General features: G+C 32.6%; 21 protein-coding genes. 10 read left to right on the top strand and 11 right to left on the bottom strand.

From position 1 onward, the window contains the following. Nucleotides 1-135 precede the first annotated feature (135 nt). A complete protein-coding gene (locus tag AQ1689_RS11845; protein WP_101956214.1) occupies nt 136-2,595 on the top strand; it encodes a TonB-dependent receptor domain-containing protein in 2,460 nt (819 codons plus the stop codon). Between the two features lie 408 nt (nt 2,596-3,003). Here the strand turns inward: AQ1689_RS11845 and AQ1689_RS11840 are convergent, their stop codons facing one another. After that, a complete protein-coding gene (locus AQ1689_RS11840) occupies nt 3,004-3,177 on the bottom strand; it encodes a hypothetical protein (protein ID WP_058884772.1) in 174 nt (57 codons plus the stop codon). A 147-nt stretch (nt 3,178-3,324) separates the two neighbouring features. On the opposite strand from AQ1689_RS11840, the gene fumC reads away from it, so the two are divergent. From fumC to pip, 4 genes are all read left to right on the top strand, one after another. After that, nucleotides 3,325-4,725, top strand: coding sequence for a class II fumarate hydratase (fumC, locus tag AQ1689_RS11835; protein ID WP_101956213.1), 1,401 nt, complete (start codon nt 3,325-3,327; stop codon nt 4,723-4,725). 146 nt (nt 4,726-4,871) lie between these two features. Beyond that, nucleotides 4,872-5,738, top strand: coding sequence for a YkgJ family cysteine cluster protein (locus tag AQ1689_RS11830; protein WP_101956212.1), 867 nt, complete (start codon nt 4,872-4,874; stop codon nt 5,736-5,738). An 88-nt stretch (nt 5,739-5,826) separates the two neighbouring features. Next, nucleotides 5,827-6,300, top strand: coding sequence for a nucleoside deaminase (locus AQ1689_RS11825; protein WP_058884769.1), 474 nt, complete (start codon nt 5,827-5,829; stop codon nt 6,298-6,300). 331 nt (nt 6,301-6,631) lie between these two features. Beyond that, on the top strand, nt 6,632-7,558 hold the full coding sequence (gene pip / locus AQ1689_RS11820) for a prolyl aminopeptidase (protein ID WP_101956211.1): 927 nt from the start codon (nt 6,632-6,634) through the stop codon (nt 7,556-7,558). A gap of 125 nt (nt 7,559-7,683) precedes the next feature. On the opposite strand, the gene lgt is transcribed toward pip, so the two are convergent. The 3 genes from lgt to cysS are packed head-to-tail and all read right to left on the bottom strand — an operon-like array spanning nt 7,684 to nt 10,311. After that, the gene (lgt, locus tag AQ1689_RS11815; protein WP_101956210.1) at nt 7,684-8,535 is read right to left on the bottom strand and encodes a prolipoprotein diacylglyceryl transferase; all 852 of its coding nucleotides are present in this window, start codon (nt 8,533-8,535) and stop codon (nt 7,684-7,686) included. Between the two features lie 38 nt (nt 8,536-8,573). After that, on the bottom strand, nt 8,574-8,825 hold the full coding sequence (yidD, locus tag AQ1689_RS11810; protein ID WP_058884766.1) for a membrane protein insertion efficiency factor YidD: 252 nt from the start codon (nt 8,823-8,825) through the stop codon (nt 8,574-8,576). Between the two features lie 7 nt (nt 8,826-8,832). Then, nucleotides 8,833-10,311: a cysteine--tRNA ligase gene (cysS, locus tag AQ1689_RS11805; RefSeq protein WP_101956209.1), complete on the bottom strand. Its 1,479-nt coding sequence runs from the start codon at nt 10,309-10,311 to the stop codon at nt 8,833-8,835. Between the two features lie 283 nt (nt 10,312-10,594). Here cysS and AQ1689_RS11800 point away from each other — a divergent pair, with 283 nt between their 5' ends. The 5 genes from AQ1689_RS11800 (at nt 10,595) to AQ1689_RS11780 (ending at nt 15,597) form a co-directional block, all read left to right on the top strand. After that, the gene (locus AQ1689_RS11800) at nt 10,595-11,242 is read left to right on the top strand and encodes a DUF2459 domain-containing protein (RefSeq protein WP_101956208.1); all 648 of its coding nucleotides are present in this window, start codon (nt 10,595-10,597) and stop codon (nt 11,240-11,242) included. Nucleotides 11,243-11,416: 174 nt separating this feature from the next. Then, a complete protein-coding gene (locus AQ1689_RS11795; RefSeq protein WP_101956207.1) occupies nt 11,417-11,761 on the top strand; it encodes a tRNA-binding protein in 345 nt (114 codons plus the stop codon). A gap of 106 nt (nt 11,762-11,867) precedes the next feature. After that, nucleotides 11,868-12,638, top strand: coding sequence for a phospholipase D family protein (locus AQ1689_RS11790; protein WP_058884762.1), 771 nt, complete (start codon nt 11,868-11,870; stop codon nt 12,636-12,638). Nucleotides 12,639-12,651: 13 nt separating this feature from the next. Next, nucleotides 12,652-14,460, top strand: a complete 1,809-nt coding sequence (locus tag AQ1689_RS11785; RefSeq protein WP_101956206.1) for a DUF885 domain-containing protein — start codon at nt 12,652-12,654, stop codon at nt 14,458-14,460. A 243-nt stretch (nt 14,461-14,703) separates the two neighbouring features. Next, nucleotides 14,704-15,597: a TIGR01777 family oxidoreductase gene (locus AQ1689_RS11780; RefSeq protein ID WP_101956205.1), complete on the top strand. Its 894-nt coding sequence runs from the start codon at nt 14,704-14,706 to the stop codon at nt 15,595-15,597. 243 nt (nt 15,598-15,840) lie between these two features. Here AQ1689_RS11780 and AQ1689_RS11775 read toward each other — a convergent pair whose 3' ends face one another. The 7 genes from AQ1689_RS11775 to hemB form a co-directional block, all read right to left on the bottom strand. Continuing rightward, a complete protein-coding gene (locus AQ1689_RS11775; protein ID WP_101956204.1) occupies nt 15,841-17,157 on the bottom strand; it encodes a dihydrolipoamide acetyltransferase family protein in 1,317 nt (438 codons plus the stop codon). A 213-nt stretch (nt 17,158-17,370) separates the two neighbouring features. Further along, the gene (gene hemF, locus AQ1689_RS11770) at nt 17,371-18,273 is read right to left on the bottom strand and encodes an oxygen-dependent coproporphyrinogen oxidase (RefSeq protein WP_101956203.1); all 903 of its coding nucleotides are present in this window, start codon (nt 18,271-18,273) and stop codon (nt 17,371-17,373) included. A 59-nt stretch (nt 18,274-18,332) separates the two neighbouring features. Further along, a complete protein-coding gene (locus tag AQ1689_RS11765) occupies nt 18,333-19,079 on the bottom strand; it encodes an EI24 domain-containing protein (protein ID WP_101956202.1) in 747 nt (248 codons plus the stop codon). Between the two features lie 104 nt (nt 19,080-19,183). Further along, nucleotides 19,184-19,801: a TlpA family protein disulfide reductase gene (locus tag AQ1689_RS11760; RefSeq protein ID WP_101915477.1), complete on the bottom strand. Its 618-nt coding sequence runs from the start codon at nt 19,799-19,801 to the stop codon at nt 19,184-19,186. A 29-nt stretch (nt 19,802-19,830) separates the two neighbouring features. Continuing rightward, nucleotides 19,831-20,856, bottom strand: a complete 1,026-nt coding sequence (hemE, locus tag AQ1689_RS11755; protein WP_101956201.1) for a uroporphyrinogen decarboxylase — start codon at nt 20,854-20,856, stop codon at nt 19,831-19,833. Between the two features lie 74 nt (nt 20,857-20,930). Then, entirely contained in the window at nt 20,931-22,220 is a 1,290-nt protein-coding gene (gene hemL, locus AQ1689_RS11750; protein WP_101956200.1) for a glutamate-1-semialdehyde 2,1-aminomutase, read from the bottom strand. 140 nt (nt 22,221-22,360) lie between these two features. Then, entirely contained in the window at nt 22,361-23,326 is a 966-nt protein-coding gene (hemB, locus tag AQ1689_RS11745) for a porphobilinogen synthase (protein ID WP_101915474.1), read from the bottom strand. Nucleotides 23,327-23,381 lie beyond the last annotated feature (55 nt).

Here is a 23,381-nt window from a genome sequence, read left to right as displayed (position 1 = left end):
TTTCATATCCTGATTTGCCTTATTTTTCCTGTTGATACGATGCTGAAATAAATTCAGCATGACGAGAATTTAGTTTTAATTTAATTTTTAAACAGGCTCTTAATCACACTTATTATTAAAACAATTACATATTCGATGAAAAAAATTACACTTATAAGTATTCTTTTATTTTCTGTAGCAGTATTTGCACAAAAACACACAAGAAATCGGGCAACTATTCCTAAAATTACCCTTACAGGAAAAATTATAGAATCGAATACTAAACAACCTTTAGAATATGCAACTTTAGTACTCACACACACGCGAAGCAAACGTATTTCTGGAGGAATAACAGATACAAAAGGAAACTTTTCTATTGAAGTTCCTAAAGGATTTTATGCAATTAAAGTAGAATTTATCGGATTTAAAACTAAAAATTTATCCAATAAAAAATTGACTGAAAATACCAATTTAGGTATTATTACGCTTTCCGAGGATGCAGAAAAGTTAAATGAAGTTGAAATTATTGCTGAAAAATCAACCGTAGAAATTCGTTTAGATAAAAAGATTTACAACGTTGGTAAAGACATGACTCTAAAAGGCGGAACAGCTTCGGATGTTTTAGACAATGTACCCTCGGTAAGTGTCGATGCTGTAGGCGCTGTAAGCTTACGAGGAAATGAAAACGTTCGTATTTTAATCGATGGAAAACCCTCGGCTTTAGTCGGCTTAACAGGCACAGATGCCCTACGTAATTTACCCGCCGATGCCATTGAAAAAATAGAAGTTATCACCTCGCCATCGGCACGTTATGATGCGGAAGGAACTGCGGGTATTTTAAATATCATCCTTAGAAAAGGAAAAATTACAGGTTTTAACGGCTCATTAAATATTACGGCAGGTAATCCTGATTTAGTTCGAATTGCACCAAATTTAAATTATCGCACAAAAAAATTCAACTTATTTTCTAACCTTGGTTATTCTTACCAAAAAGGTCCAGGAAATTCAAAAACCACCTTTTCTTATTTAAAAAATAGCATTTTAGATAGCACACAAATAGAAGATAGAACTTTTGATAGAAAAAACAAAAACTTCAATGCTTCTATTGGCTTAGAATATTATATTGATAAAAAAAGTTCTGTAACAGGTAATTTTGTGTATCGAAAACATAAAGCAGATGATGTTGCCACTAATTTAACAGACAGGTTTTTATTCAATAATTCTTCGCAACCTTTATTAAACGAAATTCGTATCGAGAATGAACAAGAAAATGGTACAGACAAACAATACTCTATAAATTACACCAATAATTTAAATGATAAAGGGCAAAAAATAACCATCGATTTACAATATGGAGACAGCCAAGAAACAGAAAATATGCCAATTACGGTTAATGGCGTTTTATCTGAATTAAATTCACAAATAACAAGTACAAAAGAAAAATTACTTCAAATAGATTATGTGTTGCCAATTGGAGAAAACAGTCAATTCGAAATTGGGCATAAAGCAAGTTATCAAGATTTAAGCTCTGATTTTAACGTAACTATTTTAAATTCAACAAATAATTTTGACCCGTCAAATGCTATTATTTTTAAGCAAAATGTATTTGCTTTTTATTCGCAATACGGAAGTAAAATAAATCAATTCTCGTATCTTTTAGGACTGCGTTCAGAAATTACAGATATTGATTTAAACGTATTAACCACCAATCAAGAAGCAACTAAAAAATACACCAAATGGTTTCCAACAGTAAATATTGGCTACGAATTAAACGATAACGAAAACCTAACTTTAGGGTATAGCAAACGTTTAAAAAGACCGCGTCATTGGTTTTTAAACCCTTTTGAAAGCAGAAGTTCAGCTACTAGTGTCTTTAGAGGAAACCCCGATTTAAACCCGACATTTACCAATTCTTTTGATTTAGGTTACAACACAAAAATCAGAAAATTCAACTTAGGTGCTTCTCTATATTATCAACATTCAACGGATATTGTTCAACCGATATCGGTTATAGAAGAACGAAATGGAAATAATGTTTTTGTTCGTCAGCCAGTAAATTTAAACGACGAAAACCGCTACGGATTCGAATTTACAAGTAATTATAATCCTACAAAAAAAGTACGTTTATCGGCAAGTTTCAATTATTATAAATTTAATACCGATGCTTTTTCACACACTTATACTTCTCAAAATGGTTCAAAAATTGTTACAAATTTAGCAGAAGTAAACGAAAATAGTTGGTTTGCTCGTTTTAATTCACGCGTCACATTACCCGCAAAAATTGCTTGGCAAACACGATTAATGTATCGTGGTTCTAAAAATAGTGCGCAAAGTAATATAAAAGGAATGTTTATGGCAAATTTATCTTTTAGTAAAGATATTTTAAAAGATAAAGCTTCATTAGTATTAAATGTAAGCGATTTATTCAATTCTCGTAAGCGTGAAAGCACTACCTATTATGGCGGACGTGAAAATCCATCAACAATAGCAGATGGAACTTTTCAATGGCGTGAACGTCAAATATCGTTGAGTTTTACCTATCGTTTTAATCAAAAGAAGAAAAGAGGAAAACCTGCGTATCAAAATAATGGCGGCGGCTCAGAATTTAGCGGGTAATTTTTTTTGGGCGTTCGAGCGGGCTTTCATTACTCGCTTTTTAGTTTGATGCAAAAAAGCACCAAACTAAAAGAGCTCAAACATGCCATTCAATCCCTAACGCAATTCTTAGTTTTTTTTTGATGATTCTTCTCAATTCAAAGACAGACCTCACAGGTTTCTAAAACCTGTGAGGTCTAAACATTCAAATAAATTATCAGCTTAAAAAACTTCGTGAAAAATAAAATTTTTAGCAAAAACCCCTAGCCCCGATTGAAGCTTTGTTTGAGCTCTTTTTTGTTTTTTTCAAACAAAAAAAGCGAGTGCGGAAAGCGGGAAATTGCTTCAAATAAAAATAAAACCACTACGCACAACAAAAAGCTCGTTCAAATAAATGAACGAGCTTTTTTTATATACTTTTATAAAAGTCTAGTTACCTTGAGCGGCTTTTTTAGCGTCTCTTTTTAATTTCAAGTTTTCTAAAATTGTTCCACCAATCCAATAAGGAACAACAAATGTTAATAAGAAAATTAACAACCAAAAACCAGTTGTAAAAATAAACATGAATAATACTAATCCTGAAAATTGTGAAAAATCTAACATTTGTTTTCTGTGAATAATTGTTACAAGGCAAAATTAGAACTAATTTTCTTTTTATCCAATAAAATATGATAAAAATCACGACTAAAACCTATAAGAATTTGTAAATTTGGAGGTAAGTTAAATTATATTCTTTTAAATAATTTTAAAATGGCAAAGTACAGAATTGAAAAAGATACCATGGGAAATGTTGAAGTTCCTGCGGATAAATATTGGGGAGCGCAAACAGAGCGTTCTCGTAACAACTTTAAAATAGGTCCTGCTGGCTCAATGCCTTTAGAGATTGTATATGGTTTTGCATATCTTAAAAAAGCAGCCGCTTACACAAATGCAGAATTAGGTGTTTTAGCTACCGAAAAAAGAGATTTAATTGCACAGGTTTGTGATGAAATTTTAGCAGGTAAACACAACGATCAGTTTCCGTTAGTAATCTGGCAAACAGGTTCGGGAACACAATCGAACATGAACTGTAACGAGGTAATTGCCAACAGAGCGCACGAAATTGCAGGTAAAATTATCGGTGAAGGTGAAAAAACGATTCAACCAAATGATGATGTGAACAAATCGCAATCATCAAACGATACTTTTCCTACAGGAATGCACATTGCTGCTTACAAGAAAATTGTAGAAGTTACCATTCCTGGAGTTGAACAATTACGTGATACTTTAAAAGCAAAATCGGAAGCGTTTAAAGACGTTGTAAAAATTGGACGTACGCATTTAATGGATGCTACTCCCCTAACTTTAGGGCAGGAATTTTCTGGTTATGTTGCACAATTAAACTTCGGATTAAAAGCTTTAAAAAATTCTTTAGAGCATTTATCACAATTAGCTTTAGGTGGAACTGCTGTTGGTACAGGATTAAATACGCCTGCTGGTTACGATGTTTTAGTAGCTAAATATATTGCTGAATTTACAGGATTACCTTTTATTACTGCCGAAAACAAGTTTGAGGCATTAGCAGCTCACGATGCTTTTGTTGAAACGCACGGTTCTTTAAAGCAATTAGCGGTTTCTTTAAATAAAATAGCTAACGATATTCGTATGATGGCTTCTGGTCCTCGTTCTGGTATTGGTGAATTAATTATTCCTGCAAACGAGCCAGGTTCTTCTATTATGCCAGGAAAAGTAAATCCTACGCAAGCAGAAGCAATTACGATGGTTTGTGCGCAAGTGATGGGTAATGACGTTGCGGTTACTGTTGGTGGTACACAAGGACATTACGAATTAAACGTTTTTAAACCGATGATGGCGGCAAACGTATTACAATCTGCTCAATTAATTGGAGATGCTTGTGTATCTTTCGATGTAAATTGTGCGGCTGGTATTGAGCCAAATCACACTAGAATTACTGAATTAGTAAATAATTCTTTAATGTTAGTTACTGCTTTAAATACAAAAATCGGATATTATAAAGCTGCTGAAATTGCAAACACGGCTCACGCAAACGGAACTACGTTAAAAGTAGAAGCGGTTCGTTTAGGTTATGTTACAGAAGCGCAATATGACGAGTGGGTAAAACCTGAAGAAATGATTGGTGGCTTGAAATAAGCTTCTTTTTATCATTTATATAATTTAAAAATCCCTGCAATTTATAATTGTAGGGATTTTTGTTTTTAAAATCTTATTTTTGCCCTCGCTATAAAAACAGCTAGTACTCATTTTCAACGATTCATTTTTAAAATAAAACATACAAAATGCAAGTAACAAAACTAAATTCTGAAAGTACATTACCGCTTACCTGCTCACGTTCAGGCTCGTGTTGTTTTGGAAAAGATGTAATGCTGAATCCGTGGGAATTATTTAGTTTTAGTCAAGAGAAAAAAATTAGTACTAGAGAATTTCGGGATCTTTATAGTGAATTTGGCGGTATTCAATTACTTTTTGATGGAAAAACCGATAAAAAAGGACAGAAATCATGTAGCCAATATTTAGATAACGCTGGTTGTAGCGTACATCTTGGGCGACCTCTAGCCTGCCGTTTGTATCCGTTAGGTCGTCAAGTTCAGTTTGAAAAAGCCGAATATATTTACGAAGGAAACGCTTTCCCGTGCTTAACAGATTGTTCCGAAGTGTTAGATTTACCAAAACTTAGCGTAGGCGATTACTTAAAAGGACAAGAAGCGCATCAATATGAAAAAGCATTAGATGCGTATTTAATGGTGATGCAAAACATTGCTGATATTGGTTTTGAATTGCTTTTAGACTCTGGGTTATCAGCCTCTGGCGATACCAAAACACTTTCAGCGTGGCGAAAAATAGGACAAGAATCATCACAAAAATTAGCCGAAAGAATCGGTAAAAAATGGCTAGATTATTTAATGATTCCAAATATAACAAATCACGAAAATAATCCTGTTACTTTCGCTCAAAAACACAACGATTTTCTACTTTTAAAAGCACAAGAAGAGTTTGGAAGTTTACAAACATTTGAAGAACTTCATCAGGCTTCGGTTTTAATAATTGCCGTAGCTTTGCATTTATCAAGAGGTTTAAGAGCCGATACAAAAGGATTATCCGAACATTGGATTGAAACTGCGAAAAGTCACGGTGCTAAAGAATAATACTTAAATATTTTACTTTTTTTTATTAATTAAATATGCTAAATCACTTAAATTAGGCAGTGATTTTTGCCCCCTAAAACCAAAAACAATGAACGAACACGAAAAACATATGAGTGAAGCTGTTAAAGCGGCTTTAAAAGGAATGAGTAACAATGAAGGCGGTCCTTTTGGCTGTATCGTAGTAAAAGACGGTGTGGTTATTGGTAGCGGAAATAATAAGGTTACCTCGACCAACGACCCAACAGCGCACGCCGAAGTTACAGCAATTAGAGATGCCTGTAAAAACCTTGGTTCTTTTCAATTAGACGGTTGTATTATTTACACTTCTTGCGAGCCTTGCCCGATGTGTTTAGGCGCAATTTACTGGGCAAGACCTGATAAAGTTTACTACGGATGTGACCAACAAGATGCCGCAAATATTGGTTTTGACGATGCTTTTATTTACAAAGAAATTGCATTGCCTTACGAAAAGCGTAGCATTTCTTTTGAGCAAATAGGGCAAAAAATTGCTTTAGAGCCGTTTGAAAAATGGACAGAAAAACAAGATAAAGTTGAATATTAATATCAAAATCCTAAGTTTATAGCTTAGGATTTTTTTTTGAAGCTATTTCCCGCTTTCCGCACTCGCTCTTTTTTTTAAAAGAAAAAAAAGGAGCTCAAACAAAGCTTCAATCGGGGCTAGGGGTTGTTGCTTATTTGATTATTATTAGTAAGTTTTTAAGCCGATAATATATTATATATTTAGACCTCACAGGTTTTAGAAACCTGTGAGGTCTGGCTAACGTTTCAATCCCTTGTTTCTTACAAATTATTCTGATATTTAGACTATCATAAAAACTAGCAAAACCCGTATCTTTATCTTTTTAAACGCAAACTTTCAAGTAAAATATATTATGACATCAGAAAAAAACATAGCATCTTATAAAACAGGATATTTCCCTGTTTCTCACGGACACGAACTATATTTTGAATTATATGGAAACCCAAAAGGGATTCCTGTAATTTTTTTACACGGTGGTCCAGGAGCTGGTTTTGGCGAAAAAGACAAGCAATTTTTTGACCCAGAACGATACAATGTGCTGTTTTTTGACCAGCGAGGAACTTCAAAAAGTAAGCCTTTTGGAAGTATCGAAAATAATACAACACAACTTCTTTTACAAGATATTAATGCTTTGTTAGATTATGTGAATTTTGATAAAGTCTATGTTTTTGGCGGTTCTTGGGGAAGCACGCTTTCTCTTGTCTATGCAATTCATCATCCAGAGCGTGTTTTAGGATTGATTATTCGAGGAATTTGGTTAGCAAATAAATACGCATTTGACCATTATATTGGCGGTGGAATTAAAGAATTTTTTCCTGATGTTTGGAATCGTTTTAATAAATTAGTTCCTAAAGGCGAAAATCCTGTTGATTATTATTTAAAAATGATGACCTGCGATGATGAAGAAATCAGCAATAAATATGCGTATGAATGGGCGTTTTATGAAATGTCTTTTTATACAATTAACAAAATTACCGATACCGAAGAGGTTTTAAAAACTTTTTCGTACAAATCAATGGCAATTTTAGAAGCGCATTATATTAAAAACAATTGTTTTATTCCGGAAGATTTTATCATGAATAACATCGATAAAATTAAAGATATTAAAACCGCAATTGTTCACGGGCGCTACGATTTTATTTGTACGCCAATTCAAGCTTTCAGATTGCATGATGCGTTAAATAATTCAACATTAAATATTGAAAACGCAGGACATTCTTCTTCGGATGAACAAAATAAAATTGCGTTAATTTCTGAATTAAAAAGAATTACTTCTTAAAGTTAAAAAACTGTCAGTTCGAGTGATTTTTTTCCTTCAAATTCCTTTTAGTTATTAAAATAACTCGAATTGACAAAAACAAAAAAACCTCCAATTAAATTGGAGGTTTTTTATATAAATTAAATTTATTTCGATTTTCTAAACATCAGCCAAACACCTATTAAAACAAGTGGAATACTCAATACTTGTCCTGTGTTTAAAGAGTTTAAAACCCAATCTTCTCTGCTATCTACTTGTGCTTTTTTCAAAAATTCGATAAAGAAACGTAGCGACCATAAAACAACCATAAACAATCCGAATAAAAATCCTTCTTGCTTCTTTTTATCTGTTTTCCAATAAAAATGCCATAAAGCAAAAAATAAGGCTAAATAACTAAACGCTTCATATAATTGCGTTGGATGACACGCCACAGTTTCGCCTGCTCTTTTAAAAATAACGCCAAAGCTCGTTCCTGTTGGTTTTCCGTAAATTTCCGAATTAAAAAAGTTTCCTAATCGGATAAAAAAACCTGCCAAAGCAACCAAAACCGCTACTCTATCTAAAATAAACAACCACGATTTTTGCAAATGTTTTTTAGCATAAAAATACAAGGCAATCGGAATACCAATTGCGGCTCCATGACTTGCAAAACCTGTGAAACCTGTAAATTTCCATCCTTTTATCAATCCAAATAATGTAGAAGCGCCTTCTTGCTCTTTCATCGGTAAAAATATCTCTAATAAATGATGTTGATAATAATCCCAACTATAAAAAAAAACATCACCCAAACGCATTCCGACCAACATCGAAACGAAAACATACATAAATAATGGATCTAATTTTTCCGCAGCAATATTATCATTTATAAAAATTTTCTTCATTAAATGAAGCCCTAATATAAAAACCGCTACAAACATTAAGCTGTACCAACGAATACCGAAGCTACCGATTTTTATAATTTCAGGATCTAAATCCCATACGATGGATAAAAAATTCATGTATTATTTTATTTTATGTCATTACATTAAAACGACTATTATTTATTTTCTTTTTTTGACACAGGCTTTTCAGGCACTGGGTCATATCCGCTTCCGCCCCATGGATGACAGCTAAAAATCCTTTTCAAAGCCAACCAACCGCCATAAAATACGCCGTGTTTTCGCAAGGCTTCAATGGCGTAACCCGAACAAGTTGGCGAATATCGGCAACTCGCTGGTGTAAATGGTGAAATTGCTGTTTGATAAAACCGCACCAAAAGTATAAACGGATATGTTAAAATTTTTTTCAACTATTTATTAATTAATAGAAAAACTTGTTCCGTCTTTTCCGTCTTTTAACTGAACACCTAAAGCTAATAATTCGTCACGAATTTGATCAGATAATGCCCAATCTTTATTTTCACGCGCTTCTTTTCGTAGCTTGATTAATAACTCAACTACGCCATTAACTTTATCTGAACTATCTTTTACAGCTTCGTTCATCAATCCTAAAACATCAAAAACAAAAGCGTTTATAGTTGTTGTAAATTCTGATAAATCAGCCTGGGTTAAACTAGCTTTATTTTCTTTTATTTGATTGATTGTTTTTACCGCTTCAAATAAATGAGAAATTAATACAGGCGTATTAAAATCATCATTCATGGCATTATAACAGTCTTTTTTCCATTTCTGAACATCAAAAGTAGAAGAACTTCCTGCTTCAATTTTTTCTAAGAAGTTTACCGCTTCCATTAATTTTGAATGTCCTTTTTCTGATGCTTCTAAGGCTTCCCCTGAAAAATCTAGGATACTTCTGTAATTGGCTTGCATGTTAAAAAAACGAACCACACTTGCCGAAAATGCCTTTGGTAAAACGTCATTTTCTCCTGTTAAAATTTCGTTAGGTAAAATAAAATTACCTGTTGATTTTGCCATTTTCTGGCTATTTAACAACAACATATTGGTGTGCATCCAATAATTTACAGGCGTAACACCGCTACAAGTTTGCGATTGTGCTATTTCACATTCGTGATGTGGAAATTTTAAGTCCATTCCACCACCGTGAATATCAAATTTTTCACCTAAATATTTGGTACTCATTACCGAACATTCTAAATGCCAACCAGGAAAACCATCGCTCCAAGGCGAAGGCCAACGCATTATATGACGTTCATCTGCTTTTTTCCAAAGTGCAAAATCTTGTGGATTTTTCTTATCAGACTGCCCGTCTAAAACTCGTGTATTATGAATAGCATCTTCTATTTTTCGTCCAGAAAGAATTCCATAATTACCAGTTTCATTATATTTTAACACATCAAAATACACCGAACCATTTACTTGATAAGCAAAACCTTTTTCCATGATTTCTTTAATCATTTCAATTTGCTCTACAATATGCCCCGTTGCCGTTGGCTCAATACTTGGTGGTAAAAAATTGTAATTATTTAGAACATTATGAAAATCTACGGTGTACTTTTGTACTACTTCCATAGGTTCAATTTCTTCTAAACGTGCTTTTTTAGAAATTCTATCTTCGCCCTCATCGGCATCATTTTCTAAATGCCCCGCATCGGTTATATTACGCACATAACGTACTTTATACCCTAAATGCAAGAGGTAACGATATACCACATCAAAAAACATAAATGTTCGTACATTTCCTAAATGGGCGTTGCTATAAACCGTAGGACCACACACATACATACCTACGTGTCCGTCGTTTACAGTTTTAAAAAGCTCTTTACTTTTTGATAAAGAGTTGTATACTTTTAATTGGTTTTCTTGATATAATTTCATACAAAAAATGACTATTAATAGATGCTAAAGATAGGCACTTTATAAAGAATAATGAAATAGAAATTTAGGTAAGTTTCTGTTAAAAAAGAAGGGATATTTTAATGCCATTTTAAATACGCTGTTCATTTAATTAATCTGATAAATTTTCTAACATTTTTTTTATTATCTTAAATATGATACTTTTTTACCTTCCGTGTATTTTGCTTTGTATTTATATGTAATTTTACGTTCTTATTTCGTTTTTACTTTATATAATTGTTAGCAAACAGATGAACCAAACTATATGAAACTAGGAAAGAAAATAATTAAATGGATTTTATCTTTTTTATTAATTCCAACAACATATATAATTATTTCTTTAATTCTATCTTCAATAACAGTTGACAGAATTTTGAATAATGAAAGTGCTGAAAAACTGATTTATTTAAATACAAATGGAGTTCATTTAGACATTGTAATTCCAATAGAAAACGTTGATAGCTTAGTATTATCAGGAATAAAACACGAAAAAAGTGAAAAATATTTATCTTTTGGTTGGGGAGATGGAAATTTTTATATCAACACACCAACTTTGAGCGATTTAACTTTTAGCAATGCTTTTAGAGCATTATTTTTAAAAAGTTCAACATTAATGCACGTAACTCGCTATAAACAGAAACGTTCAGATTGGATTCAAATAAAAGTAAATTACTCTGAATTACAAAAACTAAACAGTTATTTACTCAATACATTTGAAATTAATGAAAATGGTATGAAAATGATTCTTGAAAATAAAGGCTATTCATCAAGAGATAATTTTTATAGATCAAAAGGAAGTTATTCCTGTTTTAAAACCTGTAACAGTTGGGTAAATATTGGATTTAAAGAAACGGGATTAAAATCTTGTTTATGGACACCTTTTGATTTTGGGCTACTAAACAAGTATCAATAAAATACCATTTTCTAACACGCTATAAAATTAATTGTTAGTTTTAATTTATTTAGGAAATTAAGCTCTAAACTTACAACGATAAAAAAACTACGCTTTCTATAAAAACAATTCTTTTTATCCAATAGAAAAGTACCTGTATAGAAACACAAAACCACTAAAAAAACATAAAAATAAATGCAAAAAAACACATCATTAACTTGGGATGATTTTACCAAAGTAGAAATGCGTATTGGCACTATTCTTTCTGCTGAAATATTTAAAGAAGTAAAAAATCCCGCTTATAAAATGCACATTGATTTCGGTGAATTTGGCATCAAAAAAACATCGGCACAAATAACCAAATTATATACGCCAGAAGAATTAATAGGAAATCAAATTGTAGCGGTTACCAACTTTCCTGAAAAACAAATAGCCAATATTATGAGCCAATGTTTAGTGCTAGGTGCTATTGGCGACAACAAAGAAGTAACGCTTATTTCTGCGGATAAAAACATTAAAAACGGCACAAGAATTGGATAATTCTTAAATTTACTAGCTATTAAATCCCCTTTTTAATTTTAAATAATATAACGCTAACCGCTGTTACTTATTTAAAATAATTACTAATTACAACAACGAATTCAAAATGTTTATTAACAATGCCAAATGTGATATTTATATAGGTAAAGCCGCAGGAAAACACTTAATTAGTGATATTCAAAATGCCAAAAAATCTATAAAAATTGTTTCCCCTTATTTATCTGCTTCTTTAGTAAAGGAGCTCATCAAATTAAAAGCTAAAAAACTAAATATTGAATTAATTACTTCCGATAATATTGAAGACTTTAAAAATGATTCCGATAAAAATATCCGTAAATTAATTGTTCAAAACAAAAAGAAAAAAGGCCTTTCAGCTAAAAGATGGCAGGCAATTTCTCAAATAATAATATTCAGTATTATTGGGGTACTAATGACCATGCTCTTTGCCTTTTATGAAACCGAAAACCCCCTAATTTCAATTGGTTTTATTCCCGTAATAATACTTTGTTTTGTTTACAGATCTTTTAGCAAAAAAATTGCGCCAAAAAACACGTATCGCTACTCACAATTGTTCCCTTTTAAAGTGTATATGTCGCCTTATAAATCAAAATTAAGCGATTCTTTTATCCATAGTAAAATTTATATAATTGATGATAAAATAGCCTATGTAGGTTCGTTAAATTTTACTGTTAGTGGTTTAAAAAACAACTACGAAACAAGTGTTCGAACCAAAGATTCTGGCGCTATCAAAGAAATTAAAAAAGAATTTAATCAGTTATTTCATCATGCTAATTTACACGAAAAAGACATTCAACTTTGGGGTGCCGAATTATATGAAAATAAAACGACTAAAAACAATCCTAAAAAAACAGCTTAAATAACCAATACTTATGAAAAAAATATTTTTATCCGTAGTAGCCGCCGCTACATTGCTAACTTCTTGTAAAGAAGAAAAACAAGCAAATACGCAAGCAGTAAATCAGCAAAAAACAGCAAATGTAAAAAACACCGCGTTTAACACATTATTAAACCAATATAACGAAGGAAAATTAAAATTAAACCCAATTAATGCTACAAATGCAGGCGATAATCGTTTTAATGACCAATTTCCAAATACCTTATCGGAAGCTTATCAACAAAAGAACACGGCTTTTTACAGCAAATTTAAAACAAAATTAACTCATTTTAAAGATGCTGATTTATCTGAAAGTGAGCAAATGAGTAAGGCTGTTTTAGCTTGGGATTGCAATATGGCACTAGCGCAAAACAGCTTTAAAAACGATGCCTTAATGCCCATAAACCAAATGTGGACTATTAACTTAACCATGGGGACTTTTGGTAGTGGTAGCGGTGCACAGCCTTTTAAAACCGTTAAAGATTATCAAAATTGGTTAGGCAGATTAGACGGTTATTACAACTGGCTAGAAACCGCCATTAAAAACATGCAACAAGGAATTAAAGAGGGTTATGTATTGCCAGCATCTTTAATTAAAAAAGTAATTCCGCAGTTTAAAACATTAGCCCAAGCAACAACAACCGAGCATTTATTTTATACGCCTATAAGCAATTTTCCTTCGGATTTTTCGGATGCTGATAAAAAAATACTAACCAAATCGTACACAAATATGTTGGAGGCTAAATTAATTCCTTCCTTCAAATTAATGCACACTTTTTTACAAACCGATTATTTAAAAGCAGGTAGAAAAACAAGTGGAATTGATGCCGTTCCTAACGGAAAATCCTATTATTCCCACGCCATAAAAAATTATACGACCACACAAATGACCGCCGATCAAATTCATCAATTAGGTTTAAGCGAAGTTGCCCGTATTTTATCTGAAATGGAAAAAGTAAAAGAACAAGTCGGTTTTAAAGGAAGTTTAAAAGAATTTTTTGATGACGTTCGTAGCAATAAAAAATTAATGCCCTACACAACGCCAAAACAAATTATCGATAATTTTAATGCCATTCATGCCAAAATGAAACCGCAATTAAAAAAATTATTTGGTAACAAACCTAAAACACCATTTGTTGTAAAACAAACCGAAAAATTCAGAGAAGCATCAGCAAGTGCCGAATATAACGCAGGATCTTTAGACGGAACACGTCCTGGCGTTTTTTACACACCCATTCCTGACGCTACAAAATACAACGTATTTTCAGACGAAGCTTTATTTTTACACGAGGCAATTCCTGGGCATCATTATCAAATTTCATTGACCCAAGAAAACCAAGATTTGCCCGAATTTAGAAAAACCTTATGGTACAGCGCCTACGGTGAAGGCTGGGCTTTATACACCGAAAACCTAGGAAAAGAGCTTGGTTTATATACCGATCCTTATCAATATTTTGGGATGTTGGGCATGGAAATGCACCGAGCAATTCGCTTGGTTGTCGATACCGGAATGCACACCAAAGGCTGGAGTCGTGAAAAAGCAATTCAATATTCATTAGATAACGAAGCCGAAGGCGAAGCGAGTATTATTTCAGAAATTGAGCGCTATATGGCAAACCCGGGGCAAGCGTTATCGTATAAAATTGGGCAGTTAAAAATCAGAGAATTAAGAGCTAAAGCAAAGCAAGAATTAGGCGCTAAATTTGATATTCGTGAGTTTCATAATCAAGTTTTAGAAACGGGTTGTATTCCGTTGGCGCTACTTGAAAATAAAATTAACAAATGGATTATTGCGACTAAATAAAAGCGTAATTACCTCCTTTTTCATTCAAAACCTAAACCTCTTCATCTATATTATGAAGAGGTTTTTTTGGAGCTATTTCCCGCTTTCCGCACTCGCTCTTTTTATTTTTTCTTTTAAAAAAATAAAAAGGAGCTCAAACAATTGCTTCAATCGGGGCTAGAAATTTCTGCTAGTATTTAGAATTTAAAAAAGTTGATTATATTCGTTATTTAAGTTTCATAAAACTAAAAAACAAAGAACAGTATGACAAAAGTATTAATTACAGGAGGCACAGGTTTGGTAGGCAAACAACTGCAACAGGTTTTTAAAGAACTTAATATTGATGTGGCAATACTTAGCCGAAATCCGAAGAAAAAAAATGAATTTAAATGGGATATTTCAAAAAAACATATCGATAAAAAAGCTTTTGAAAACGTTACACATATTATTCATTTGGCAGGCGCAGGAATTGCCGATAAACGCTGGACACCCGAACGAAAAGAAATAATAATGAACAGCCGAGTAGCCTCTGCTAATTTACTTTTTGATAACATTAAAGAATTAAATATTCCGCTAAAAGGTTTTATTTCAGCTTCAGGAATTGGGTATTATGGCGCTGTTACTTCAGGGCAAATTTTTACAGAAACTGATGTTCCTCAAAACGATTTTATATCAAAAGTTTGTGTTGAATGGGAAAAATCGGCAAATCAATTTAAAACATTAAACATTCCTGTAACTATTTTAAGAACCGGCGTAGTACTTAGTAAATTTGGTGGCGCTTTATCAAAAATAAATACCCCTTTATTTTTAGCATCTTTAGGAAGTGGTACCCAATATATGCCATGGATTCATATAGATGATTTATCTAATTTATATGTAAAAGCGACACAAAAAAATGAGTTTACAGGTATTTATAACGCCGTAGCTCCCGAACATCAAACCAATAAAAGTTTTACAAAAACACTTGGTAAAACCATTAAAAAACCGATGTTATTTTTAAATGCTCCTGCTTTTATATTGCGATTTATTTTAGGCGAAATGGCGTGTATTTTATTAAAAGGAAGCCGAGTTTCTGCTAAAAAAACAGCTAAAAAATATGCGTTTAAATATCCTGATTTAAAATCGGCTCTGTTCGCTATTTATCAAAAAAATAAATAGTTTAAATTTCATCTAAAAAAATTATAACAGAAAAATAAGAAACTGCATCCGTCAACCTGAATTTATTTCAGGTTCGCATCCTGATTTGCCGTAGCTTTCCTGTTGATGTGATGCTGAAATAAATTCAGCATGACGTTTATCTCTTTTAAAGAACACTTTCTTTAAAATTTAAACAGGCTCTTAAACAAATAAAGACGCGATAAATCGCGTCTCTACATTAATATCTAGGTTGATAAGTTATTTCTAAAAATCTTGATTTACATCCCAAGATTCTAAAATTTCTTTTAGCGTTTTAATAAACATTCCTCCTAAAGCTCCGTTTACAACTCGGTGATCGTACGAATGACATACAATCATTTTTTGACGAATTCCAATAAAATCGCCTTCTGGAGTTTCAATAACTGCAGGTTTTTTAACAATCGCTCCTAAGGCTAAAATTGCTACCTGCGGCTGATTAATAATTGGTGTTCCGGTAATACTTCCAAAACTACCTACGTTTGTAACCGTGTAAGTTCCGCCCTGAATATCGTCTGGTTTTAACTTGTTTCCACGAGCTCTAACCGCCAAATCGTTTACCTGTTTGGTAATACCTACTAAACTTAATTGGTCGGCATTTTTAATAACTGGCACAATTAAATTTCCGTCAGGCAAGGCTGCTGCCATCCCTAAGTTAATATTTCCTCTTTTGATAATTTTATCGCCATCAACAGCAATATTTATCATCGGATGTTTCTTAATTGTTTGCGCTACCGCTTGCATAAAAATTGGCGTAAATGTTAATTTCTCACCCTCTCTTTTTTGATATGCGTTTTTAACTTTATTTCTCCAAGTAACAATATTTGTTACATCTATTTCAATAAACGACTGTACATGTGCCGATGTTTTTACCGAATCAACCATGTGTTTTGCTACTAATTTACCCATGCGAGTCATGTCAATAATTTCATCTTGACCCGACAAAGTAATTGGTGCTGATTTCACTGCGGCTTTTGGTTTTTCAACCTTAACAACGGCAGGGGAAACAGGTGCAGTAGTAATTTCTGGTTTATTTTTACGATTTTTTATATATAATAAGATATCCGCTTTTGTAACGCGTCCTTCTTTTCCTGTTCCTTTAACAGTTTCTAATTCTTCAAAAGAAATTCCTTCTTCTTTTGCAATGTTTTTAACTAATGGCGAGTAAAAACGATCGCTTGACGATGTATTAATGACACCCGATACTTCATTTTTAATTACCGAAGCTTCTTCAATTGTTTTTTCAACAGCTACAACAGCGGCTTTTACAGCATCCGTTTTAGGTGCTTGCTCACTATCATCTCCTGCTGTTTCAATAATCGCAATTGTTTGCCCTACTTGAATAACAGTGTCTTTGTCAAATAAAATTTCAACCAAAGTTCCTTCAACCTCACTAGGCACTTCGCTATCTACTTTATCTGTAGCTACTTCAACAACCGTATCGTCAATATCAATAGTATCTCCAATTTCTTTAACCCAAGATGTAATAGTTGCTTCTGCAACACTTTCGCCCATTTTAGGTAATTTCAATTCGTATCTAGCCATAGTATAAGTTTTTTTTAAGGTGTGCAAAGTTACTAAAAATCGAGCATTTTTTTATGATTTTCGTCATTTAAAAAACAGCAAGACCCCTAAGTCATTAAATAATTCACAATTATAACGCTATAAAACAATTTAGGTTGAATAAAACTAACCAAAAATGACGTTTAACTGAGCTTTTCACAAAATAATGTATTTCTATTTAAAATAATAGTTGCCTTATACCCAATTTTTAGGAGTCGCTAAAACTGCTAATAATTTAGCTTCTTCGCTTCCTTGTTCTGGGTGATGGTTATATTTCCACTGAACAACCGGCGGTAAACTCATTAAAATACTTTCAATACGTCCGTTTGTTTTTAGCCCAAATAAAGTTCCTCTATCGTGTACTAAATTAAATTCTACATAGCGTCCTCTTCGTACTTCTTGCCAGTCTTTCTGCTGTTTATTATAGATGATATCTTTTCTTTTTTCAACAATTGGCACATATGATTCTAAGAAACTATTTCCTATCTGGGTTACAAAATTATACCTATCAGCAATTGAAAACTCAGGAGTTTCTTTTAAATAATCAAAAAATAAACCACCAATTCCACGAGCTTCTTCTCGGTGAGTATTCCAAAAATAAGTGTCGCAGGTTTGCTTAAACTTCGGATAAAAACCAGGATGATGTTTATCACAGGCTGTTTTACAAACGCTATGAAAATGCGTTGCATCTTGTTCAAATAAATAATACGGTGTTAAATCTTGACCTCCACCAAACCATTGCGTAACGATATTTCCTTTTTCATCATACATTTCAAAATAACGCCAATTTGCGTGTACTGTTGGCACTAATGGGTTCTTCGGATGTAAAACTAAGCTTAATCCACAGGCAAAAAAATCACCATTTTCAACGCCAAATTGTTTGCGTAATGCTTCTGGTAACTCGCCAAAAACTTTTGAAATATTAACACCTCCTTTTTCAAAAATAGCGCCATTTTCAATAACACGAGTTCTTCCTCCGCCACCTTCGGCACGTTTCCAGTTGTCTTCTTGAAACTTTGCACTTCCATCAACCTGTTCTAGTTTTGAGGTTATGCTGTCTTGTAATTCTTGTATATATGCGTAAAACTGATCTTTCATGTTTTAATTCTTTCTTCTCTTAATTCTTATCTATTTGGTAAATCCTCCTGCAAAAATACCTATTCTGATACTTTTTTTAATTGAATTTTTTTAATAGTTTCTGTTGTTGCAGCAGTTACCGATAGCGGTAAAACTAATAATACGCCTATAAACGGCACTAATAAAAATAAGATAAATACCAACCCGTTTCCTACCGCTGTTCCTTTATTTTCTTTTACAAACTCAACACTTTCTTTGTATTTAAAATGACGTTCTAAGGTGTAATCCATATTACCAAAACCTGCATAATAGGCTTGTATCAAAAATAATAATGCGGTTGAAAACAATCCTATTACAGGTATTAAACTTAGCAATAAAACAGGAATCGTTACAAGTAATTCACGCAGTAAATTTCGAGTATTTATTCGAATTCCTCTTATTAACTGCTCTTGAAAAGATGTTTTTCGATGGCTGTGATTTCCGCCAGTTAAATACGCTTCAATTTTTTCTGATACAGGGCTCATAAACGGTGCCGATAATGCCATAACAATATGTTTGTAAAGTATTAATCCGATAAGTAAAATTGATAATCCGCTTAAAAAAGTACTGATTACTTCAAAGGTTTGTTTTCCAAAATCCCATTTCCAAAAATTAGCGATATAATGCCCTACATCATCCGACAAAGCGTAGGCTGAACTTGCAATTATAATAGCAGTAAAAACACTTATTAATATCGGAATTATAAAATAGTTCCATAATTTTAGTTTCGATATTAATTGAAAAGCCCCGAAATAAGCTTTTATTGCTTGTAGTATATTTTTTATCATTTTTATTATTTTAACTAAATTAAAAAACCTCTTTCCGATAAAAGAAAGAGGTTTTGAAGTATTTTCACTATATTTTCAATGTGTTATTAAAGTCAAATCAGCATTTATTTAATTACCGCTTTAATAAAATTATCTAATTCTTGTTCGTTAATTTTATTAACTTCATCCCATCCCATCTTTTTGGTTGGCGATAAAGCACCTCTTTTAAAGTCTAAAATTCGTTTTTTATCGGTAATTAAATATGCCGACGGATAATCTAACTTATGAATAAAACCAGCTACATTTAAAGAAGATCTATTTTCTAATTTTTCAGTAGAAGGAACTAAGAATATTCTTTTGTCAAGTTTTTCTGCCATTCTAGCAACACCTTTTTCTAAATCTGAAAAAAGCATGATAAATTTTACTTTACCGTCATACTTTTCTACCATTTTATTCAATGCAGGAATTTCTCCCCAACAAGGTGCACACCATGTAGCAGCAGCTAATAAAACAATAGGAATATCAATAGCTTCAGTACTTATGGTTTCTCCTTTAATTGATGTAAAATTATAATTAGAAATATATTTATCTTTAATACAATTATACACCACATCGTCTAACATTGCAACATCATTACTTCCCGTAGAAATACACTGATCAACAATATCTTTGTAATAAATTCTCTTTTGAGAAAAACCTTGCGTTGCTAGTAATAAAGTTAATATAAGTACTATTTTATTCATTTTTAATAATTTAAAAGGGGGTTACATTTTTAAACCTTATACTCTTTTACCGCATCGATAAATGCTTTTGCATTTTCAAGCGGAATATTAGGTAAAATTCCGTGCCCTAAGTTAACAATATATTTGTCTTTACCAAACTCATTTATCATTTGGTGTACCATTTTTTTAATTTCAGCTGGTGGCGACAACAATCTAGAAGGATCAAAATTACCTTGTAATGTAATATTTCCTCCTGTTAAATAACGTGCGTTTCTAGGTGAACATGTCCAGTCAACTCCTAATGCTGAAGCATTTGAGTTTGCCATTTTATCTAAAGCAAACCAACATCCTTTCCCAAAAGCAATAACTGGTGCATCGTCTTTTAATGCTTCAATTATTTCGTTGATATATTGCCATGAAAATTCATGATAATCAGTTGGTGATAACATTCCACCCCATGAGTCAAAAATTTGAACAGCATCTACACCTGCTTTTACTTTTGCTTTTAAATAAGCAATCGTAGTCTCTGTTATCTTACTAAGCAATTGGTGTGCCAAAACTGGTTTTGTAAAACAAAATTCTTTTGCTTTGTCAAAATTCTTTGATCCTTGCCCTTGTACAACATAACATAAAATTGTCCATGGCGACCCTGCAAAACCAATTAAAGGAACCTGGTCGTTCAACTTTTCTTTGGTTACTTTAATAGCCTGCATTACGTAGTCTAGTTCGATATTTACATCAGGAACAACAACGGTATCTAATCCTTTTTGATCTCTAATCGGGCTTGGTAAATAAGGACCAAAATCAGGTTTCATTTGCACCTCAATATTCATCGCCTGTGGAATCACTAAAATATCTGAAAATAAAATAGCAGCATCCATTCCATACCTACGGATAGGTTGTACGGTAATTTCTGAAGCTAATTCAGGAGTTCTACAACGGGTAAAAAAGTCGTATTTCTTTTTTATTTCTTGAAATTCTGGTAAATAACGCCCAGCTTGACGCATCATCCAAACTGGTGGACGATCTACAGTTTCTCCTTTTAATGCTCTTAAAAATAAATCGTTTTTTATCATTTTATACTTTTTTACTAACTGTTCATTTTTAATTCGTTTAAAATTTAAAAATGAACAGACAGCTATTTTGTTATTTATATTTTAGAAACAGCTTCCATTGCTTTATCAATCGCTTTTGAAACCTTTTTCATATCTTTTTTTGTTAAAGCTGAAGATAAAAACCAAGATTCAAACTGTGATGGTGGTAAAAATACACCGTTTTTGATCATTGCCCAAAAGAAGGTTGCAAATTTATTGGTATCTGATGTTTGTGCCTGTTCAAAATTAGTTACCGTAACATTGGTGAAAAATGGGTTTACCATCGAACCAAATCTGTTAACTGTTATTTCTACGCCGTATTTTTGTGCCGAATTTAATAAAAACGTTTCAATCGCTTGCGCAGTTTCATTAAATTTATCGTACGGGTTTTGTCTTTTTAATTCGGTTAAAGTTGCAATTCCACCAGCCATCGCAATTGGATTTCCACTTAGTGTTCCTGCTTGATACATTCCTCCTAAAGGCGACACTTCTTGCATAATTTCGTTACGCGCTCCGTAAGCTCCCACAGGGAAACCTCCACCGATTACTTTTCCTAAACACGTAATATCAGCTTCTACCCCTAACAATTCTTGTGCACCACCAAATTTAGAACGAAAACCTGTCATAACCTCATCAACAATTAACAAAGCTCCTTTTGATTCTAAATAGGTTTTTAAGTCTGTCAAAAAGTTATCCGAAGGCAATACAACTCCCATGTTACCTGCAATAGGCTCTAAAATAACCCCTGCAATATCGTCATGTTCTTCAAAATGTGCTTTTACACTTTCTAAATCGTTATAAGTAGCAATCAATGTATTTTTTACTGCACCTTCTGGCACTCCTTTACTTCCTGGTAAACTTAAAGTAGCCAAACCAGAACCTGCTGCAACCAATAAAGCATCTTGATGCCCATGATAACAACCCGAAAATTTTATAATTTTATCTTTTCCTGTAAAAGCTCTTGCCAAACGGATTCCACTTAAAACAGCTTCTGTTCCTGAATTTACAAAACGAACTTTATCCATCCCTGGAAAAGCATCACAAACTATTTTAGCTAATTTAATTTCATTTTCTGTAGATGCACCAAAAGAATACCCATTTTTCAAGGCTTTTTTAATAGCTTTCTCTACTTTTTCATGACGATGCCCTAAAATCATTGGTCCGTAAGACAATACTAAATCTACATACGTATTATTATCAACATCGGTAATTTGACTTCCTTTTGCTTTTTTGATAAACAATGGATTCCCTCCTACTGATGAAAACGCTCTTACTGGCGAATTTACAGCTCCAACAAGGTTTACCAATCCTTTTTTATATAGTTTTTGTGATTTTTTGAATTCCATTTTTATAGTTTTTTTAGAATCATATTTTCTAGGATTTTATATGAAATAAAAATGTATCGAAAAGGCTTAAAATTAACCTCTTTGATACAAATTTATTATTTCTTTAAAAATTTACTAGATATGACAATTCGTATTTCGTTTTATTTTCTATTCAAAACTTTTGCCGCTTCTTTAGCAAAATAAGTAATAATAATATCGGCTCCTGCTCTTTTCATTGACAGTAAGCTTTCCATCATCACTTTTTCACCATCAATCCAACCTTTTTCTGCTGCTGCTTTTACCATTGAATATTCTCCACTTACATTATAACAAGCAATTGGTCGGTCAAAATTATTTTTTAAATCTCTAATGATATCTAAATAAGATAACGCTGGTTTTACCATTAAAATATCTGCTCCTTCTTGATCATCAAAAGTTGCTTCACGCATTCCTTCATCTCTATTCGCAGCATCCATTTGATAGGTTCTTCTATCACCAAAAGAAGGTGCAGAATCTACCGCTTCTCTAAAAGGTCCGTAAAATGCTGATGCATATTTTACAGAATACCCCATAATTGGTAAGTTCGCAAAGCCAGTATTATCAAGAGATTCTCTCATCATGGCAATTGTTCCATCCATCATTCCTGAAGGCGCAACCATATCTGCTCCTGCTTTTGCGTGCGAAACAGTTTGTTTTGCTATATTTACTAAAGTTGCATCATTATCAACATCATTATTATGAATAACGCCACAATGACCGTGCGATGTATATTCGCAAAAACAAACATCAGTAATTACATATAAATCAGGATAATTCTTTTTGATAAAACGGATTGCTTGTTGCATGATTCCGTTATCATTCCATGTTTCAGTTCCTTGGTCATCCTTTTTAGCAGGAATTCCGAATAATAAAACAGCAGGAATATTTAATTCAACAACCTCATCCAATTCTTTAGAAATTCTATCCAAAGAAAAACGTTTGATACCAGGCATAGAACTTATTTCTGTTTCAATATTTTCACCTTCTTCAATAAATAAAGGATATACAAAATCATCAACAGATACTTTTGTTTCTCTAACTAATCTTCTAATTCCTTCGGTTTTTCTAAGTCTTCTTGTACGAAACATAACAATATATTTTGATAAAATTAAGCGCAGTAAACATTTCTAAAAAACCTTAACT

This window comes from Tenacibaculum finnmarkense (assembly GCF_900239185.1).
Classification (GTDB): Bacteria; Bacteroidota; Bacteroidia; order Flavobacteriales; family Flavobacteriaceae; genus Polaribacter; species Polaribacter finnmarkensis.
Note: the sequence above shows the minus strand (reverse complement) of the source record. Positions and strands in the feature narration are given on the sequence as shown.

Bases quoted from the DNA above. Each gene is read 5' to 3' on its own strand.
- AQ1689_RS11775 (WP_101956204.1), bottom strand. From the start codon at position 17,157: ATGGCTAGATACGAATTGAAATTACCTAAAATGGGCGAAAGTGTTGCA.
- fumC (WP_101956213.1), top strand. From the start codon at position 3,325: ATGGCAAAGTACAGAATTGAAAAAGATACCATGGGAAATGTTGAAGTT.
- AQ1689_RS11825 (WP_058884769.1), top strand. From the start codon at position 5,827: ATGAACGAACACGAAAAACATATGAGTGAAGCTGTTAAAGCGGCTTTA.
- AQ1689_RS11795 (WP_101956207.1), top strand. From the start codon at position 11,417: ATGCAAAAAAACACATCATTAACTTGGGATGATTTTACCAAAGTAGAA.
- AQ1689_RS11790 (WP_058884762.1), top strand. From the start codon at position 11,868: ATGTTTATTAACAATGCCAAATGTGATATTTATATAGGTAAAGCCGCA.
- AQ1689_RS11845 (WP_101956214.1), top strand. From the start codon at position 136: ATGAAAAAAATTACACTTATAAGTATTCTTTTATTTTCTGTAGCAGTA.
- AQ1689_RS11830 (WP_101956212.1), top strand. From the start codon at position 4,872: ATGCAAGTAACAAAACTAAATTCTGAAAGTACATTACCGCTTACCTGC.
- AQ1689_RS11840 (WP_058884772.1), bottom strand. From the start codon at position 3,177: ATGTTAGATTTTTCACAATTTTCAGGATTAGTATTATTCATGTTTATT.
- hemB (WP_101915474.1), bottom strand. From the start codon at position 23,326: ATGTTTCGTACAAGAAGACTTAGAAAAACCGAAGGAATTAGAAGATTA.
- AQ1689_RS11765 (WP_101956202.1), bottom strand. From the start codon at position 19,079: ATGATAAAAAATATACTACAAGCAATAAAAGCTTATTTCGGGGCTTTT.
- hemF (WP_101956203.1), bottom strand. From the start codon at position 18,273: ATGAAAGATCAGTTTTACGCATATATACAAGAATTACAAGACAGCATA.
- pip (WP_101956211.1), top strand. From the start codon at position 6,632: ATGACATCAGAAAAAAACATAGCATCTTATAAAACAGGATATTTCCCT.
- AQ1689_RS11800 (WP_101956208.1), top strand. From the start codon at position 10,595: ATGAAACTAGGAAAGAAAATAATTAAATGGATTTTATCTTTTTTATTA.
- hemL (WP_101956200.1), bottom strand. From the start codon at position 22,220: ATGGAATTCAAAAAATCACAAAAACTATATAAAAAAGGATTGGTAAAC.
- AQ1689_RS11780 (WP_101956205.1), top strand. From the start codon at position 14,704: ATGACAAAAGTATTAATTACAGGAGGCACAGGTTTGGTAGGCAAACAA.
- hemE (WP_101956201.1), bottom strand. From the start codon at position 20,856: ATGATAAAAAACGATTTATTTTTAAGAGCATTAAAAGGAGAAACTGTA.
- lgt (WP_101956210.1), bottom strand. From the start codon at position 8,535: ATGAATTTTTTATCCATCGTATGGGATTTAGATCCTGAAATTATAAAA.
- cysS (WP_101956209.1), bottom strand. From the start codon at position 10,311: ATGAAATTATATCAAGAAAACCAATTAAAAGTATACAACTCTTTATCA.
- AQ1689_RS11785 (WP_101956206.1), top strand. From the start codon at position 12,652: ATGAAAAAAATATTTTTATCCGTAGTAGCCGCCGCTACATTGCTAACT.
- AQ1689_RS11760 (WP_101915477.1), bottom strand. From the start codon at position 19,801: ATGAATAAAATAGTACTTATATTAACTTTATTACTAGCAACGCAAGGT.